6 protein-coding genes (1 of these 6 only partly in view) are annotated in these 15,291 nt (G+C 71.3%); 2 read left to right on the top strand and 4 right to left on the bottom strand.

Features of this window, described 5'->3' with window-relative positions; genetic code table 11:
• The first annotated feature begins 34 nt into the window (after positions 1–34).
• Positions 35–532, top strand: a complete 498-nt coding sequence (locus ABD743_RS29095) for a (2Fe-2S)-binding protein (RefSeq protein WP_344725551.1) — start codon at positions 35–37, stop codon at positions 530–532.
• Complete coding sequence (locus ABD743_RS29090; RefSeq protein ID WP_344725550.1) at positions 529–2,673, top strand: xanthine dehydrogenase family protein molybdopterin-binding subunit; 2,145 nt, start codon at positions 529–531, stop codon at positions 2,671–2,673. Before ABD743_RS29095 ends, ABD743_RS29090 begins: the two co-directional genes overlap by 4 nt.
• A gap of 30 nt (positions 2,674–2,703) precedes the next feature.
• Here the strand turns inward: ABD743_RS29090 and ABD743_RS29085 are convergent, their stop codons facing one another.
• From ABD743_RS29085 to ABD743_RS29070, 4 genes are all read right to left on the bottom strand, one after another.
• Entirely contained in the window at positions 2,704–3,804 is a 1,101-nt protein-coding gene (locus ABD743_RS29085) for an LLM class flavin-dependent oxidoreductase (protein WP_344725549.1), read from the bottom strand.
• Complete coding sequence (locus ABD743_RS29080; protein ID WP_344725548.1) at positions 3,801–4,571, bottom strand: enoyl-CoA hydratase/isomerase family protein; 771 nt, start codon at positions 4,569–4,571, stop codon at positions 3,801–3,803. Before ABD743_RS29080 ends, ABD743_RS29085 begins: the two co-directional genes overlap by 4 nt.
• A gap of 80 nt (positions 4,572–4,651) precedes the next feature.
• Entirely contained in the window at positions 4,652–5,800 is a 1,149-nt protein-coding gene (locus ABD743_RS29075; protein WP_344725547.1) for an FAD-dependent monooxygenase, read from the bottom strand.
• Between the two features lie 176 nt (positions 5,801–5,976).
• Positions 5,977–15,291: the 3' portion of a DUF4781 domain-containing protein gene (locus ABD743_RS29070; RefSeq protein WP_344725546.1), read on the bottom strand. The gene runs 20,484 nt beyond the window's last position; 9,315 of the gene's 29,799 nt are visible here — the last part of the coding sequence; the start codon falls outside the window, past its right edge; the stop codon is at positions 5,977–5,979.

Raw genomic sequence — 15,291 nt, 5'->3', positions numbered from 1 at the left:
GGCCGGATCACCACAGTGGGAGAACGAGCCGGCAATGGCTGAGTCGACGCCGTCGCGCACGATCTCGGTGAACGGACGACAGCACGAGGTTCACACCGAGGACGACACCGCACTCTTGTACGTGCTGCGCAACCATCTCGGGCTGAAGGGCACCAGGTTCGGCTGCGGCCTGAGCCTCTGCGGCGCCTGTTTCGTGCTCGTCGACGGGAGCCCGGTCTACTCGTGTGACACGCCGGTGTGGGCGGTGGAGCACAAGGAGGTCACCACGGTCGAAGGGCTCGGCACGCCGGAGGAACCGCATCCCGTGGCGCAGGCCATGATCGAGGGCCAGGCCGCTCAGTGCGGCTACTGCATGTCCGGGATCGTGATCTCGGCCGCCGCCCTCCTCACCGAGAACGACGACCCGTCCGAGGACGAATTGCGCGCCGCCCTCGACCGGAACCTGTGCCGGTGCGGCGCCCACAACCGCGTCGTCCGGGCCGTGCTCGCGGCGGCCGCGCAGATGCGAGCGAACCGGGAGAGCGTCCGATGACCACAGCACCCGAGACCACACCGGTCCTGTCGCCCTCCCTCACGGCCAATCCCCTGCTCCTCGACTGGCTGCGCGTCCTCCCCGCCGGGGTGGTGGAGGTGCGTTCCGGGAAGGTCGAGCTCGGCCAGGGTGTGCTCACCGCGCTCGCCCAGGTGGCCGCCGAGGAACTGGACGTCGACGTCGCCCGCGTGCGCATGACCGCGGCCGCCACCGACACCAGTCCCGACGAGGGGTACACGGCGGGAAGCCTGTCCGTGCAGACCTCGGGCGCCGCGATCCGCACGGTCTGCGCGGAGGCGAGGGCCGTCTACCTGGCCGCGGCCGCCGACAAGCTGGCCGTGCCCGAGGAGGCGCTGACCGTCCGCGACGGAGATTTCGTCGCGCCCGACGGGCGATACACGAGCTACTGGGAGCTTGCGGACGACACGCTGCTCGACCGCGCCGCCACCGGCCGGGTGGCGGTCAAGCCATCGTCGTCCTACCGGGTGGTCGGCACCGATCTGCCGCGGACGGACCTGCGCGACAAGCTCACCGGGCGGCCGCGATTCGTCCACGACCTCGCACCGGAGGGCCTGCGCTACGGCCGCATCGTCCGGCCGCCGTCACGTGGCGCCAGGCTGGCCGCCCTCGACACGGCGCCGACCCTGGCGATGCCCGGCGTCGTGACGGTCGTGCGTGACGGCGACTTCCTCGGGGTCGTGGCGGAGCGGGAGGAGGTGGCGTTGCGCGCCGCCGACCGACTCCGTGCGGACGCCACCTGGCAGGAGCGGCCCACGCTGCCCGACGAGGACGACCTCCCGGCCTTCCTGACCTCCGCACCCGCCGAGACCGCGGTGCTCGCCGAGAAGGACGAGCGGCTCCCGGCCGCGGCCGTCGCGAGTTCCATGGAAGCCTCCTACCACCGGCCCTACATCTCGCACGGCTCCATCGGTCCCTCCAGCGCCACCGCCCTCGTCACGGACCGGGACGGCGTGCGGCTCGAGGTGTGGACCCACAGCCAGGGCATCTTCGTGCTGCGCCGCGTGCTCGCGCGCGCACTCGACCTCGGCGAGGACCAGGTCACCGTCCGGCACACCGAAGGGGCCGGCTGCTACGGGCACAACGGGGCCGACGACGCCGCCATGGACGCGGCCCTGCTCGCCCTGGCGGTTCCGAACAGCCCGGTGCAGGTGGTGTGGTCACGGCAGGACGAGCTCACCTGGGCCCCTTTCGGCCCGGGCGCGGTGGTCCGCATGGCGGCGGACGTCGACACCGACGGCGGGGTGCTCTCCTGGCGCCACGAGATCTGGGGCAACGGCCACATCTCCCGGCCAGGCTTCACCGAAGCCGTTGCACTGCTCGCGGCGAGCCACCGCAGCGGCGGTAGCGAGATCAGGACCGCACCCGAGCCACCGTGGCAGCGCGGCGGGGCCGCCGGGCGCAATGCGGTGCCGGGCTACGACTTCCCGGCCTATCAGGTGGTCAACCACCACCTGACGACCATGCCGCTGCGGACGTCCTCGCTGCGATCGCTCGGTGCCTTCCTCAACGTGTTCGCCGCCGAGTCGTTCATGGACGAGCTCGCGGAGGCGGCCGGGCGCGATCCCGTCGAGTACCGGCTCGCCCACCTGAGCGATCCGCGTGCCCGCGCGGTGGTGGAGGCAGCAGCCCGGCGTGCGGGCTGGGGACAGTGGGCGCCCTCGGAGACGATCGGGCACGGCATCGGCTACGCCCGCTACAAGGGCACCAGCGCCTACTGCGCCGTGGTCGCCGAGGTCGAGGCGATCAGCGACGTGCGGGTGCGACGGCTGACGCTGGCGGTCGACGGCGGGCTCATCATCAACCCCGACGGTGCGGCCAACCAGATCGAGGGCGGTGCGATCCAGGCGACCAGCTGGACGCTCAAGGAACGGGTGCGCTTCGACCGCATGACCGTCACCAGCGAGGACTGGGAGAGCTACCCGATCCTGCGGTTCTCCGAGGTGCCCGCGGTGGACGTCGAACTGCTGCCAGGAGACGGGAACCCGGCTCTGGGCGTGGGTGAGACCGCGCAAGGACCCACCGCCGCAGCCATCGCCAACGCCGTCACCGACGTGCTCGGCGTGCGTGTGCGATCCCTGCCCCTCACCCAGGAGCAGATCGTCGCCGCCATGCCCGACTGACCCCGACCTGCTCGTTCAGCGATGCTCGGCTCAGCTCGGGATCCGGATTCCCTTCGCCTCCAGCCGCGGCAGTACCTCCTGGGCGAAGTAGCCGAGCTCGGAGATGTAGTCCACGAACGAGAGAGTCATCCCGCCGAAGCCCGCGCGGTGGAAGCGCTCGATCTCGTCGGCGACGTCGTCGGGCGTGCCGATGAGCGGGCAGCTGCCGTGGCCCGCGGCGAAGCGGGACCGGAAGGTCTGCAGCATCTCGGGCGTGAACGACTGCGCGTGCAGCCCCTGCAGCGCCATGAGGTTGTCGACCGCCTCCCAGTCGGCCCGCTCGCCCGCGTAGTCGTGCAGGAACTCCTCGGCCTCGGCCCGGGTCGGACGGCACACCACGTGCCCGAGCGTGAACACTCCGACGGTTCGGTCGTAGTGGTCGCGCGCGGACGCCTGCACCGTGCGGACGATCTCGGCGCCGTCCTCGGGCCCACCGACGATCGTGAACGCGAAGTTCGCGTTGCGTGCGGCGAAGTCACGGCCCTGTCGCGACGACCCGGCGTTGAGCACCGGCACCGACCCTTCGTACGGCTTGGGCATGCCTTCCACGTGACGGAGGTGGAAGAACTTGCCGTCGTGGTCGAACTGCCCGGGCGTGCTCCAGATCTTCCCGATGACGTCCCACCACTCCTGCGCGAGCGCGTACCGCTCGTCGTGGTCGTCGGGCAGCTCGATGCCGAAGGCGTCGTACTCGGGCTTGTTCCAGCCGGCGACGATGTTGATGCCGGCCCGGCCCTGGCCGATCTGGTCGACCGTCGCGAGCTGCTTCGCCACGACGATCGGGTGGTTGAACGCCGTGTGGACCGTGGCGAAGACCGCGATCCGCCGCGTGTGCGCGAGGAGGCCTGCCGACCACACCGTGGGGTCCAGCACGCCCTCGTGGAAGTTCGTCTCGCCGCCGTAGCCGATCCAGCGCGCGATGGGGAGCAGGAAGTCGATCCCGACCTCGTCGGCGAGCTGTGCGAGCCGCAGGTTGTCCTCCCAGCTCCCCGACCACCGGTCCGGCACGGTGGTGACGGCCATTCCTGAGGAACAGTTCGCGGAGAACAGGCCTAGCTTGAACGACTTGCCGTCCAGGATCGCCTTGCTCATGGGGTGCCTCCTCGGGCCGAACGGGGGGTGCGGTGCTGGTAGCGCTCGACCGCCTCGGCGGTCGCGGGGTCATCGAACAGATCGCCGAACACGTCGACGCTGCTACTGACGCTGGTGGTGATCCCGTGATTCAGCCACGTCTCGAAGAGCGACTTCTGCGCGGCGATCACCTGCGGGGTGTGCGCGGTCAGCTTTTCGAGCATCGCCAAGGTCGCCGCCCGCAGCCGCTCGGGTTCGGCCACCCGGTTGGCGAACCCCGGACCGAAGGCCTCGAGGTCGTAGAGGTCGCCGGTGAGGATCATCTCGCGTGCCCTGGACAGGCCGACGAACGCCGGCAGCAGTGCGGCGTCGGCCACCGACGGGATCCCGAGCTTCACTTCCGGGAGCCCGAGCCGGACAGCTGGGTGCGCGATCCGGATGTCACAGGCCAGCGCGAGCTCGAGCGCGGCGCCCAGGCACGTCCCGTTGAGCATCGCCACGGTGGGCACCGGGCTGAGCCGGACGGCGCGCAGGAAGTCGGCCACTCTCGCGATCAGCCGCCGCGCGGTGATCGGCGTGAGGTCACGGAACGCGTCGAGGTGCATCCCGGCGGAGAACGTGCGCTCGCCCGCGCCGGTGAACACGATCGCCCGGATTCCCCCACCGAGATCGCGCACGGCGTCGGCGACGTGGTCGAGATCCTCGACGCGTAAGGCGTTGGCGGCCTCGGGCCGGTTGAAGGTGATCCAGCGGACCCGATCGAGGTCGGCGACGGTCGGCAAGCCCATGAGGTCCCTTCGGTCGAGAGCGCCCTTCCGGGGCCCGGACCATTCCGATCCTGTCAGTGGACGGTGCTCGGTGGCGCCGATCAGTCCGGTTCGACCGGAGAGTCCCAGTCGATGTGGTGGTCGCGGATCCAGTCGCCGCCGCCCTGGGCGCGCTTGGTCGGCTGCGGCTGTGGCTTGCGGCTGCTCAGCGCGGCCGCGGCTTCGACCAGCCGTTCCACGCGGGGACGGCGCAGCGCCTCGTAGGTGGCGAACGCGCGCGGCACGTCGGGCACGTCGCGCAGGCATCTCGCGAGCACCACGGAGTCCTCGATCGCCATCGACGCACCCTGGCCCGCCGACGGCGAGGCCGCATGGGCGGCGTCGCCTGCGATCGTCATCTGGCCGCGATGCCACGTGGGCACGGTGGCGATGTCGTAGTCGTTGTGCCCGACGATCCTGTCGGTGGCCGCGACGACCTCCACGGCCGGGCCGCCGTCATCGCCGAACACGTCGACGAGCCGGTCCTGCCACCACTGCGTTGTCATCCCCGCGTGCTCGGCCTTCGTCAGCTCCGGGGCGGGCACCCTGGCGAACCACCACAGCCCACCCCGAGGCCCCCCGATGACGCCGAAGAACGCGCGACGCCCACGGACCATCCGGTACGTGTCGGCAGGCACCGCGACCGGCGCCGCCGTGCTGAAGCCGTAGACGATGTGCTGGCCGGTGTAGCGCGGCGCAGGCGCGTCCGGGTCGAGGAGCCCACGGGTCACCGACCACACGCCGTCGGCGCCGACGAGCAGGTCACCGTGCGCGTGACTGCCGTCGGCGAACACGGCGCGCACCTGCCCGTCCGACGTGGTGGCGTCCACGAGCCTGCGCCCGCGCTCGACCCGCACCCCGCGCCGCTCGGCCTCGTCGAGCAGCACCCGGTAGAGCGCCGAGCGCAGGAACGTCCGGGGCACCAGGTCATGTGTGTCGGCGCCGGTCAGCGGGCCTTCACCGACCTTCGCGCCGTCGGCGTCGTAGACCTCGATACGGCGCGCGGGCTCCCCCGCTGCCGCGACCGCGCCGTCAAGGCCCACGGCCGCGAGTGCGTCCATGCCGTTGACACCCAGGGTGAGGAAAGCACCGACATCGTCGGCGAGAGTCGGGTACGCCTCGCAGACGGTGGAGCCGATGCCGGCCTTGTGCAGCGCCACCGCGGTGACCGCGCCGGCGATGCCCCCTCCGATGATCACAGCGTGCGTCATGATCCTCCCGGGGCTGACATTAGCGCCGGTGCTCGTCGGCGGCGCGGAGCGCCGTGCTCGAGTCATGAGGTCGCCGGCCCGAGGGTGGAACGAACCTCCGAAAGAGCCCATTCGGCCTGGTCACGGGCCGGCGACCCAGGCTCGAGGCCGACCGCTCTGGTGTAGATCCGGCCGAGCTAGGAGATGGCCGCTCGCACAGCGACGAGGGCGGTGAGCAACTCGTTCGTCGCGGGCGCCCCGGGCTTCAGGAGCATGGGTTGTTCGAGCAATCGGAGGAGATCGCGAACTTCCGGTCGTCGACGCAACTCCGGACTGCGGATGGCGTCGAGGAGGCGCCGACCGAACTCGGACAGCGCGATGTCCAGCTGCCGCGGGTGACTCCCCGGCCGGCGTGACCGCACCCGATCGACGAGGCCGCCCTCTGCCAGCACGCGCAATCGTTCACGGGTCCGGAACATGTTGATCCCGGTCGCCTCGGCGAGCTCGGGCACGGTCAACGCCTCCGAGGCGTGCGCGAGGAGCTCGAGCAGGGCTCGGACCGAATCCCGTCGGATGGGAACGTCGAGGGCCGGAGGCAGCCGTCTCACCACCGACCGTGCGTCCGCGACCGCCCGAGCGATCTCCGCGGCTGTCGCCGACGCCGGGTCCGGACTCCCGGAGCGGTTGAGGTGCAGCACGAGCAGCGCGAGGGGCAGCCGCGTCCCGTGGTGGGTCTCCCGCCGATCGAGCTCCGCCAGGATCGCGGAAGCGTCGTCGGCCAGGCGAGCGCCCCCTCGACCGGTCCGGATCACCAGCTCCGACGCCGCGAACAACGCCAGCCGTTGTCGCATCTCGCTCTTGTCCAAGCCGGCGATCTTCGCCAGCTGTAGGGCCGTGAGTCCGTCCGGATAGCCGGCCAGGACGTCCAGGGTGCTGCGCAGCGAGTCCGCTGCCGGTTTCCCGAAAGCCGGAAGCAGCTGCGCGAGCCGCACGGCGACGAAGAGCTCTGCCGTGCGCTTCGATGCGGGTGCGAGGCTCGGCAGTTTGCCGAGCAGCTGCGCGGCACGCTCCAGGGCGTCACCGTGGAGCGGACGATGGGTCGCTGCCCGGTTGTCCAGGTCCGTCAGGAACGAGCGGCCCTCTTCGGAGAGGACGTACCGCCACCTGAACCGGCCGACGGGACGGGCGCGGTCGTCGTCGGGCACGCGTTCGAGCAGTCTCCAGTCGGCCACGGTCGCGAGCCGCTGGGCTGTCGCCTCGGCGTGGATACCCTCGATGCGCGCGACCACATCGTTGGCAGTGAGGCCACGGGGAGCGGCACGGAACAGCAACAGCATGCCGTGCAGTGACCTCCGGTCCACCTCAGCCCGTGGGGGTGTGTGGGTCCCGGCGAGCGCACCGTCTCGAAGGCCCCGCATTGCAGCGAGCATCGCCTCGACGTGCCTCGCGACCCACTCGTCGATCCGATCTTCCCCTCGATGGTTCAGCAGGGCGCCGAGCACCTCGAGATGTCCTTCGTAGTCAGTTCCGAGGTAGGTCACGGAATGGTCGATGTCATGCAGCAGCCGGCGGGTGTGCTCAGGCATGCGGAAGGCGATATGGGCGCCGTCGTCCTCCCGGTCGAGCAGACCACGCACAGCGAACCAGTCCAAGCGCCGGCCGAGAGCCCCCTCGGGGGCTGCCGGCGCCAGGCTCAGAATGCCCGCCGGTGCCGTGGCCACCGCGTCGAGCGCAGCCCGCCACGACGAGGTGAGCGAACCCTGCGGTCCGGCTTCCGTGGACAGCACGTGTCCGGTCCGCTCGTCGAGGAGCCGTACGAGGTCCAGAGGAGCGACCCTGCCCCGGTGATTGCGCTGCAGCCGGCCCTGTGCCAGCCAGGCACCGACCGTCCCCCGCTCGACCCCGGCGATCGACACCACCTGATCGACTCCCAGTCCGCGAGAGTCGGCGCCGTCCGTCGTGGCCGAGGGCTCGCCGGGCACGAGCAGTCGGGCGAGCTCGCCGACCAGGTCGGTCATCGCGTCCTGGCTCAGGCTGAGCGCGTCGCGGAGCAGCACGGCGATACGCAGCACCGCCTGCCGGTTCGCCCGATCCGGCTCGCTGTCCGGCCTGGCCACGACGTCGGCGAACCTCTGTCCGAGTTCGGTGAGCTCGTAGGTGAACCTCGTCCGATGCGGGCTGTCGCCCGGCTGATACGGGTTCTGGACAGCTCTGCCCTCGGTCAGCGTCAGCGTCCACCGGGTGATGCGGACGAGATGGGGTGAGAGGCGCACTACGCGTCTGGGGTGCACGCGGTCGATCGCGACATCCAGGCTGAGCGCCACGCCGGACGTGTCCGTTCCGGGCCTACGGCCGATGGCCAGTAACAGGTCCAGGTAGTTCAGGGGCAACGGCGCGTGTCGCTCGTCGAACCCGCGCTCGCGCTGCAACGGGCCGCTGGACAGATCAGCGGTGCGCTGCACGGCGTCGGCCAGCTCGTCCAGCCACGGCGGCGGCTCCCGCATGAGGAGCCCGGCGAGATCCCAGACGGATGCCCGGTGCTCCGCGTCCGTGATCTGGCGTGGATCGACGAGATCGGCCACGAGCCCGACGGCTGAGGCGGCCGGCTCATAACGATCGTGGTTCCTCGGGTGGCGGACGACCGTTACCAGACCCAGGCGTGTCAAGTTCTCGGCCGCCGCACGAACGACGTCCTCATCGTGCAACCCGAGCCCGTCGGCGATCTCTCCCGGGGTGACGCCAGGTGCATCGCGGATCCGAAGCAGGACAGCTCCGTAGCTGAGCGGTCCCGGCTCCCAGAGGCCCTCCCGATCAGCATCCGCGTGGAACGGGCTGGCCTCGACCGTGGACATCCGGGCCATCGTCTCGGTCAGCGCTCGCTCGATCCGGTCGCCGGCGCCGGGTCGACGTTCCAACAACTGCTGAAGGTCCGCCAGAGCCAAGGCGTAATCGCGCGCGTCGACCTCGTCCCGACCGGCGAGCTCGCCGATCAGCCGCCGCTCCGCGGCGTCGACCCGGTACGTCCGCTCCTGGTCGTCGAGCCGGACCAGCCCGGCCGCGTGGAGAACTCGGAGCGCTGCAGCATCACCCTCGGCCGGGACGCCGGACGGGTTTGCCGCGACGGTGTGCAGCACGTCGAGGTAGGTGACTGGACGGTTCCCGTACAGCGCGAGCTCCGGGCGCTCGCGGAAGTGCCGGACCAGCTGTCCCATTGCCCGGCCCGGTGTCCACGACGCGGCGACGGCGAGTGGGGACGGGCCCCCCGGCACCGTTGCCGCCCACAGCGCCGGGCGCACGGACAGCAGCGCCGCGACGGCGTCGAGCAGCCGCCGAACCAGCGGGTCCGTCTCCTCCTCCCGATGGTCCACCTGCATCAGCAGGTCCAGCACCTGCTGCACCGGCCCGAACGTGTCTCCGTCCACACCGGCCCGGACCAGCCCGAGTTCGACGAGTTGCCGCATCACGGCCCGGGCTTCTTCCGGCGCGACGGGCAAGGAGGTCTCCCGCAACCGGTCGAGGCCGACCCCGGGATTCGCTGCAACCTGCGCGAGCAGCGACCTCAGGCTGAGCAGCCGCGCCGACCCCGCACCGCCATCGCGACGGGGACGCTCCCGCTCATCATGACGCCGGATCCGCGCGGTGGTCAGCTCTGTGATGAGTACGGCCCGCTGCAGGTCGATCCGTGGCCCGGTGCCCGCGTACCGGTCGAGCTCCGCCACGTAGTCGGCAGGCAGCATCTTCTGGCGCACGAGCTGGTCGAGCTCGGCGATCGTGTGTCGGAACCGCACCGTCCACGTGCGACCGTGGACGTCGACCACGGTGTAGCTGATCAGCTCGCTCTGCATCCGCTGCAGACGAAGGCGAGCGAGCTCAGGTGCCCACGAACTCCAGTTGAGCGCCACTTTCCCACCGCGGTGCGACAACGGCTGGCGACCGAGACCGGCGGAGAACAGCCGAGCGAGCTTCCGCTCCTCGGTCGCGGTCAGCGGCCCGGCGACCACCCCGTACCCGAGGCGAGGCCGGACGAGCGCCGACAGCGCCGACGCCGGTGGCAGCGGCATCGCCTGCACCTCGTCCTCGGCCACACCGTTCAGCCGCGCCAGCTCTCGATCCGCCAGCAGCCGACGCCACTCCCCGGAGAGCAATGGCAGTCTCTCCAGCACCTCCGCATCGACGAACACCGCCAGGCGATCCGGGTCCGCTGGATCGGGGGCCACGAACATCACGACGGCGAACCGCGTCAGCTCGTCGTTCAGTGCGGGCACCGCGTAGAACCGCGGTGCGTACCCGGCCCATAGGGCGTCCGGGGCGATCTCCCACATGACGGCCCGCTTGCGCTCCAACGCACCGACGACCGACAGGTGCTCACCGTCATCGAGCCGGACCGGCTCGCCCGTCCTCCGTAGGACAGCAACGGCCCCGCCCTGTCGCTCGGGCGACGCGTCGGGAGGTCCACGACGGTGGAACGGATCGCTGCCGTCGCCCGTCAGCGGGCCCGCGGCATTCGGACCGGCGCCCGGCGGCAACCACAGCCGTCCCGGCACGCCCACCCGGACAGGCAGTTCGACGACGGCATGGGAGAGCGCTTCGACGTACATCGGCTCGAGCAGGCCGTCGAAGGGGAAGCTGATCGTCATCTCGGCCTCGGCCGCGTCCGCCGGCGCGACGAGGTTCGGCCGGCCCTGCTGCGGCTCGTCGAAGAACTCCGTGAGCCCCAACGCCCCCACGTCGGCAGCCCAGGCCTGCAGGTAGCGCGTGAAGACCGCTCCGAGCTGCTGATCGGTGCTGTCGAAGGGCTGGCTCAGCGGGAAGACGATCCTCGCACCACGACTGCTGTCCCCCGACCGGGGCACCCCAGCCCGCGACAGGTCGGGCACACCCACGTACTGGCTGGCCAGCGGTTCCCGGCCGGTCCGCGTCACGCGCCAGACACGCAGCATCGCCTCCCGCGACCTCAGCGCGTCCTGGGCGTGCTCACGCCGAGCCCCGAACTCGCACTGCACGCAGTCCCGCGCAGCAAGCAGGACCTCGATCGGATCGTGCTCCACCACGACGACCACATCGATCAGCTCGCCACCGCGCGGATCGACGATCCTCGCCGCGACATCGGCCGGAGCATGCTCGCGGGCGATGAAAGGCCGGTCGCCTTCGACACCCGCGAGCAGCACCCGGCGGCGTTCCCATGCAGCCGCCGACGCCTGCTCCCGGCTCCCCGTGCTCTGCCACACCGTCAGGTAGCGCTCAACCATCCACCTGGTCACCTCGGCCGCCACCTCGTCGTGCACGACGAGCCTCTCCAGGGTCACGGGCATGTCGGCCGGGATCGGGAGCCCCGGATCCAGCTCCGCCCCCAGCACCGCAGCCAGAGGTCGCGGCAGGACGTCGTAGCGCAGGCGTTGTGCCAGGTCGTCGAGCAGGCCCGGGAAACGCCGTGACGCCACACCCTTCCCGAGCCGGACCGTCAGATCGGCCATGCGGTTCATCAGATCGGCCACGCGATCCGCCACCTCCTGCGACACCGCGGGAGCACGTTCAAAGGCCGGCCTGGCCCGCGTCAGCACATGGACCAGTCGAAGCCAGGCGCCGGTGAACTGCTCGGGAGTGCGCTCCGGAGCCCGGCCGAACAACGTCTCGGCAGCCACCCCGGCGGGCCCGGCGGCAGGAGCCCAGACCAGCCAACGCCACAGCCCACGCAACTGCCGCGCCGACCGTTGCTCCTTGGGCAACCCGACGAGCCATCGAGGAAGGGCCGGGGCCGCGGTCGCGACGACGAGGGCGAGCCAGATCTTGTCCTCCCAGCCCGCGTGCCTCCAGTGCCCGCGGAACCACTTCGGCAGCTCGCCGTCGCCGGCGCCGGCAGCGAGCGCATCGAGGATCCACGCCGGCGGAGACGCCAGGAATCCCCAGTCGGTGCCGGCCTGATAGGTCTTCCCCATCGCCTCCGCGACCATCGCCAGGATCTCCGCGGTCAGCTCGTCCCGTGGGCTGGTGGCCGCCCGTTCCAGCGCCCGCCACACCCTCAGCCAGTAGCCGGTGCCCCGGTTGCCGTCGAGGACCGCGTCCCGCCAGACCAGCTCCGCGAGCATCAGGCGTTCCTCGGCGATCTGCGCCGCCATCGGCTCGTCGCCCACCAATGCCCAGACCGGCTCGGCCAGCACCGTCATCACCAGGCCCGAGGCGACCAGATCATCAGCGAGCCGATCGCTGATCGGAGCCTTAGCTCGCACGGATGCCGTGGCCGTCGACCGCTGCTTCCTCGCCGCCGCCAACGCGGCGACCTGTACGTCTCGGCGGGACAGATCCGCCGGGCCGGCCACCACGACCGCGACACCGGCGGCGAGCCGCTGCTGCGGTGTGGACGCGGCCCAGCCGCCCCGCATCCATTCCACAGGCCCGCTCGGCAGGCCCGGCCCATCGAGGAAACTCCAGTCGCCATCCGCGGCCACCCCGTGATCGACCGCCTCCACCAACAGACGCACCAACCACCGGTCCCGCTCCACCCACCCGCCACGCGGGGTACCGGCCAGCCGACCCAGCTCCGCCCAGCCGCGCGCCCAGAACTCGACCCCATGGGCCGGGCGGACGAGCGCCCGCAACAACTCAGCGGCCGGCAACGGCATCGCCTGCACCTCGACCTCGGCGACGCCGCGCAGCCGAGCCAGCTCGCGGTCGGCCAGCAACGCGCGCTCCGTCTCGTCGAGCAGCGGCAACCGCGCCAGAACCTCCGCGTCGACGAACACCGCCGGCCGCCCCGGTTCCACCGGGTCCGGCCCGACGAACATCACCACTGCGAACCGCGTCGACACGATCGTGTTCAGCCTCTGCACAGCGAACACGCGCGGGTCGTCCCCGGCCCATACCGAGTCGGGGTCCATCACTGTCATGGAGCGCGCGTCCCCTCGGATCTCGCGCATCCGTCCTTGCCGGAACGCCAGGTCCAGCCCCCGGACCGTCTCCGCCTGCTCGCGATCGTCCAGCCGCGTGGGCTCGCCCGTCTCACGCAGAACCGCAACCGCCCCACCCCGCCGCTGGGCATCGCCAAGGCCACGATGCGCGCCGGGCTCCTCCCCCGGCGGGGACCGCATCCCGGGCATCCCCGTCAGCGCGGCCAGCACACGCCGTTGATCGACGTGCACGACGTCCGGTGTCCACTCGCGGCTGTTGTCGTCCGTCGCATCGGAGGCGCGCAAGGAGATCTCCCACAGCTCGACGCCCCCGCCTGCCCCGCGGTAGCCGTGCATCCAGACCGGGGCGCCGGCAGCGGCGAGTGCCTCGAGCTCTCCCTGGCTCGCCAGCCGGAGCACGTCGGGGATCAGGCCGTCGCCCGGCTCGTCGGCAGGACGGTCCGCGGCAGGAACGTCGATCCCGGGCTGGTCAGCCGGGAACGTCACTGCCATCGCTCGTCGTGCCTCGTCGAGGTCGGCGAGCAGCAGCGGCGGAAGCTCCTCGGTACGCGCCACCGAGTCGGCCCAGTCCAGCCTGGCGACCATCATGCTGTGGAGCTCACCGGCAGGAACTCGGGCCAGAATCCGGTCGCGAAGGCTCACGATCCAGCGAAGCCTCGCGAGGATGGCGTCGGGCGTCAGCATCCCGAGGACGGCGGCGGCGAATCGCTCGTGCCCCTGGACGGGGATGCGGAAGCCCTCGACCGGCAGCCCCATCCCCGGGCGCATCGCGGTGTCGAAGTCGATCCGGTAGTCCCTCCCGTCGCGCCGCTTCATGTTGTCCCGCTTCAGGCGCTGCGCGTCCCAGTCCTGCAGGAGCGCGTTGCCGGGCCATTCGCCTGCCAACCGGGCACGCTGCGCCGGCGAGTCGAAGGCGGGCACGTCGCCGTCGATGTACTCGGCGATCTCCACGACGTCACCGGCCCGGATCTCCCCACCGGCTGTGTCCTCGGTGGCGATCGCGAGCCAGGTGCCGGGAACCGGCACACCGAGAACTCCGTAGACGGCGGCCGCGACAACGGTGCGGATCACCGTGGCGGGGTCGTTGTCCCAGTGCTTGACGACCAGCAGGTTCCCGTCGCCCTTGCTCACCAGCATCGACTTGGGGCGGCCACCGCGAACGGTCCGGCTGATCGGCTCGCCGAGCCGCCCGTCCGCGCCGACCGCCCGCGAGTCGAGCGTGCGGAGGAACTCGACCTTCCCGAGCGTCCGCAGCCGCGGGCCCGCGGGCAGTACGGGTCCGGTGACCGGCGTCCGCCCATCACCCGCGGTGTAGCGCCACACCTCATGCTCGGAGAAGTCACCGTGGCGCCAGTGGACGAGCTCGTGATCCTCCATGGCGGCGCGGACGTCGAGCGGCAGACGCCTGATCTCGGCGAACAGCTTCCGGTCCGCCACCACCCTCCGGCCGGCCCGGTCGAGGAAGTAGATGATGGTGATGTGCGGCAGGCCGCGAGCCGCCAGCACCTGGCCGACCTCGTGGTTCAGGTCGTCACCGAGCGGGAACGCGAGGCCCTCGGTCGACCATCGTCCGCGCGGGGAGGCGTCGCGCATCGCTCCGCGCCCGGCGTCACGGAGCCGTCCCGCCGGCTGCAACGCGGCGAGGACATCCAGTACCGCGTCCAGCACGCCGGCCATCCCGGAGGCGTGCAGGTCGGCGAACCGGCCGTCCGTGTCGAGCGCGAGCAGGTGACCTCGGTCGTCGCCCTGCTCGTCGACCGCCGCGACCCCACCGCTTCCCGCCTCACCGCTCCGTCCGACGGGCTGGGTGTCGAAAGTAGACGGTTCCGCAGGCACCTGGACCCGATGGAGCGGGGTCCGAGCGCTCAGGTTCGCCCGGCCTGCCGCGGCGGCCGAAGGTGGCCCACGTACTCGCGGGCGGCCGATCATGCGCCTGATCCGGTTGGCGCCGATCACTGCGGCCACAGCCGCGCCGACCGCGAGGACGGGCAGCACCACCGCCGGCAGTACTCCCTGCACGGCGGCCGACACCAACAGGCCCGCGGCCGACGCCGCCAGGGTGAACCCGGCGTACTCCACGGTGATCGCGCCGGAGTCGCCGCTGCGGGCCTGCCCCGACTGTGCCTCCTGCAGCGCCGCGAGCGTCCGTCCGACGCTCAGCACCACCTCGTCAAGCAGCTGCTCGGGCGTCAGACCGATCCGGTATCCGTCGCCCGCGTCGCGAGCGGATGTGAGTTTGTCGATCTCGACCTGGTCGGCCGCCACGCCCTTGACGTAGGTCTGGCGGAACTCGCGCAACGACATCGGCTCGCCCGAGCCGTCCCACGACACGACCAGGTCGACGATCCGGGCGATCGTCTTGGGATCCTGAGCGCCCTGCTCGGTGAGATAACTCCGCAGCGCTTCGCCTCGCTGATCCGGGACTAGCGTCAGCAACCGCTCGAGGAGTGCGCGTTCCGCGGTCGGCTTGAACCTCTTCGCGTTCGCCTTCACGCTCACGTACCGCACGGGACCGGCGTCATCGACGAAGAGGTAGTCGAGTTCGAGCAGGTCGCCCAGGACCTTCCCGGAGTCGGTCACCATCCGGACCAGCACGTTCTTCAGCAT

The organism is Pseudonocardia yunnanensis, from assembly GCF_039534065.1.
In the GTDB taxonomy this organism is placed as follows: Bacteria; Actinomycetota; Actinomycetes; order Mycobacteriales; family Pseudonocardiaceae; genus Pseudonocardia; species Pseudonocardia yunnanensis.
The sequence above is the reverse complement of the archived record's forward strand: the minus strand, read 5'-3'. Positions and strand labels throughout refer to the sequence as shown.

What these genes read in the sequence shown, in the direction of transcription:
- ABD743_RS29095 (WP_344725551.1), top strand. Translation starts at nt 35, where the DNA reads ATGGCTGAGTCGACGCCGTCGCGCACGATCTCGGTGAACGGACGACAG.
- ABD743_RS29090 (WP_344725550.1), top strand. Translation starts at nt 529, where the DNA reads ATGACCACAGCACCCGAGACCACACCGGTCCTGTCGCCCTCCCTCACG.
- ABD743_RS29085 (WP_344725549.1), bottom strand. Translation starts at nt 3,804, where the DNA reads ATGAGCAAGGCGATCCTGGACGGCAAGTCGTTCAAGCTAGGCCTGTTC.
- ABD743_RS29080 (WP_344725548.1), bottom strand. Translation starts at nt 4,571, where the DNA reads ATGGGCTTGCCGACCGTCGCCGACCTCGATCGGGTCCGCTGGATCACC.
- ABD743_RS29075 (WP_344725547.1), bottom strand. Translation starts at nt 5,800, where the DNA reads ATGACGCACGCTGTGATCATCGGAGGGGGCATCGCCGGCGCGGTCACC.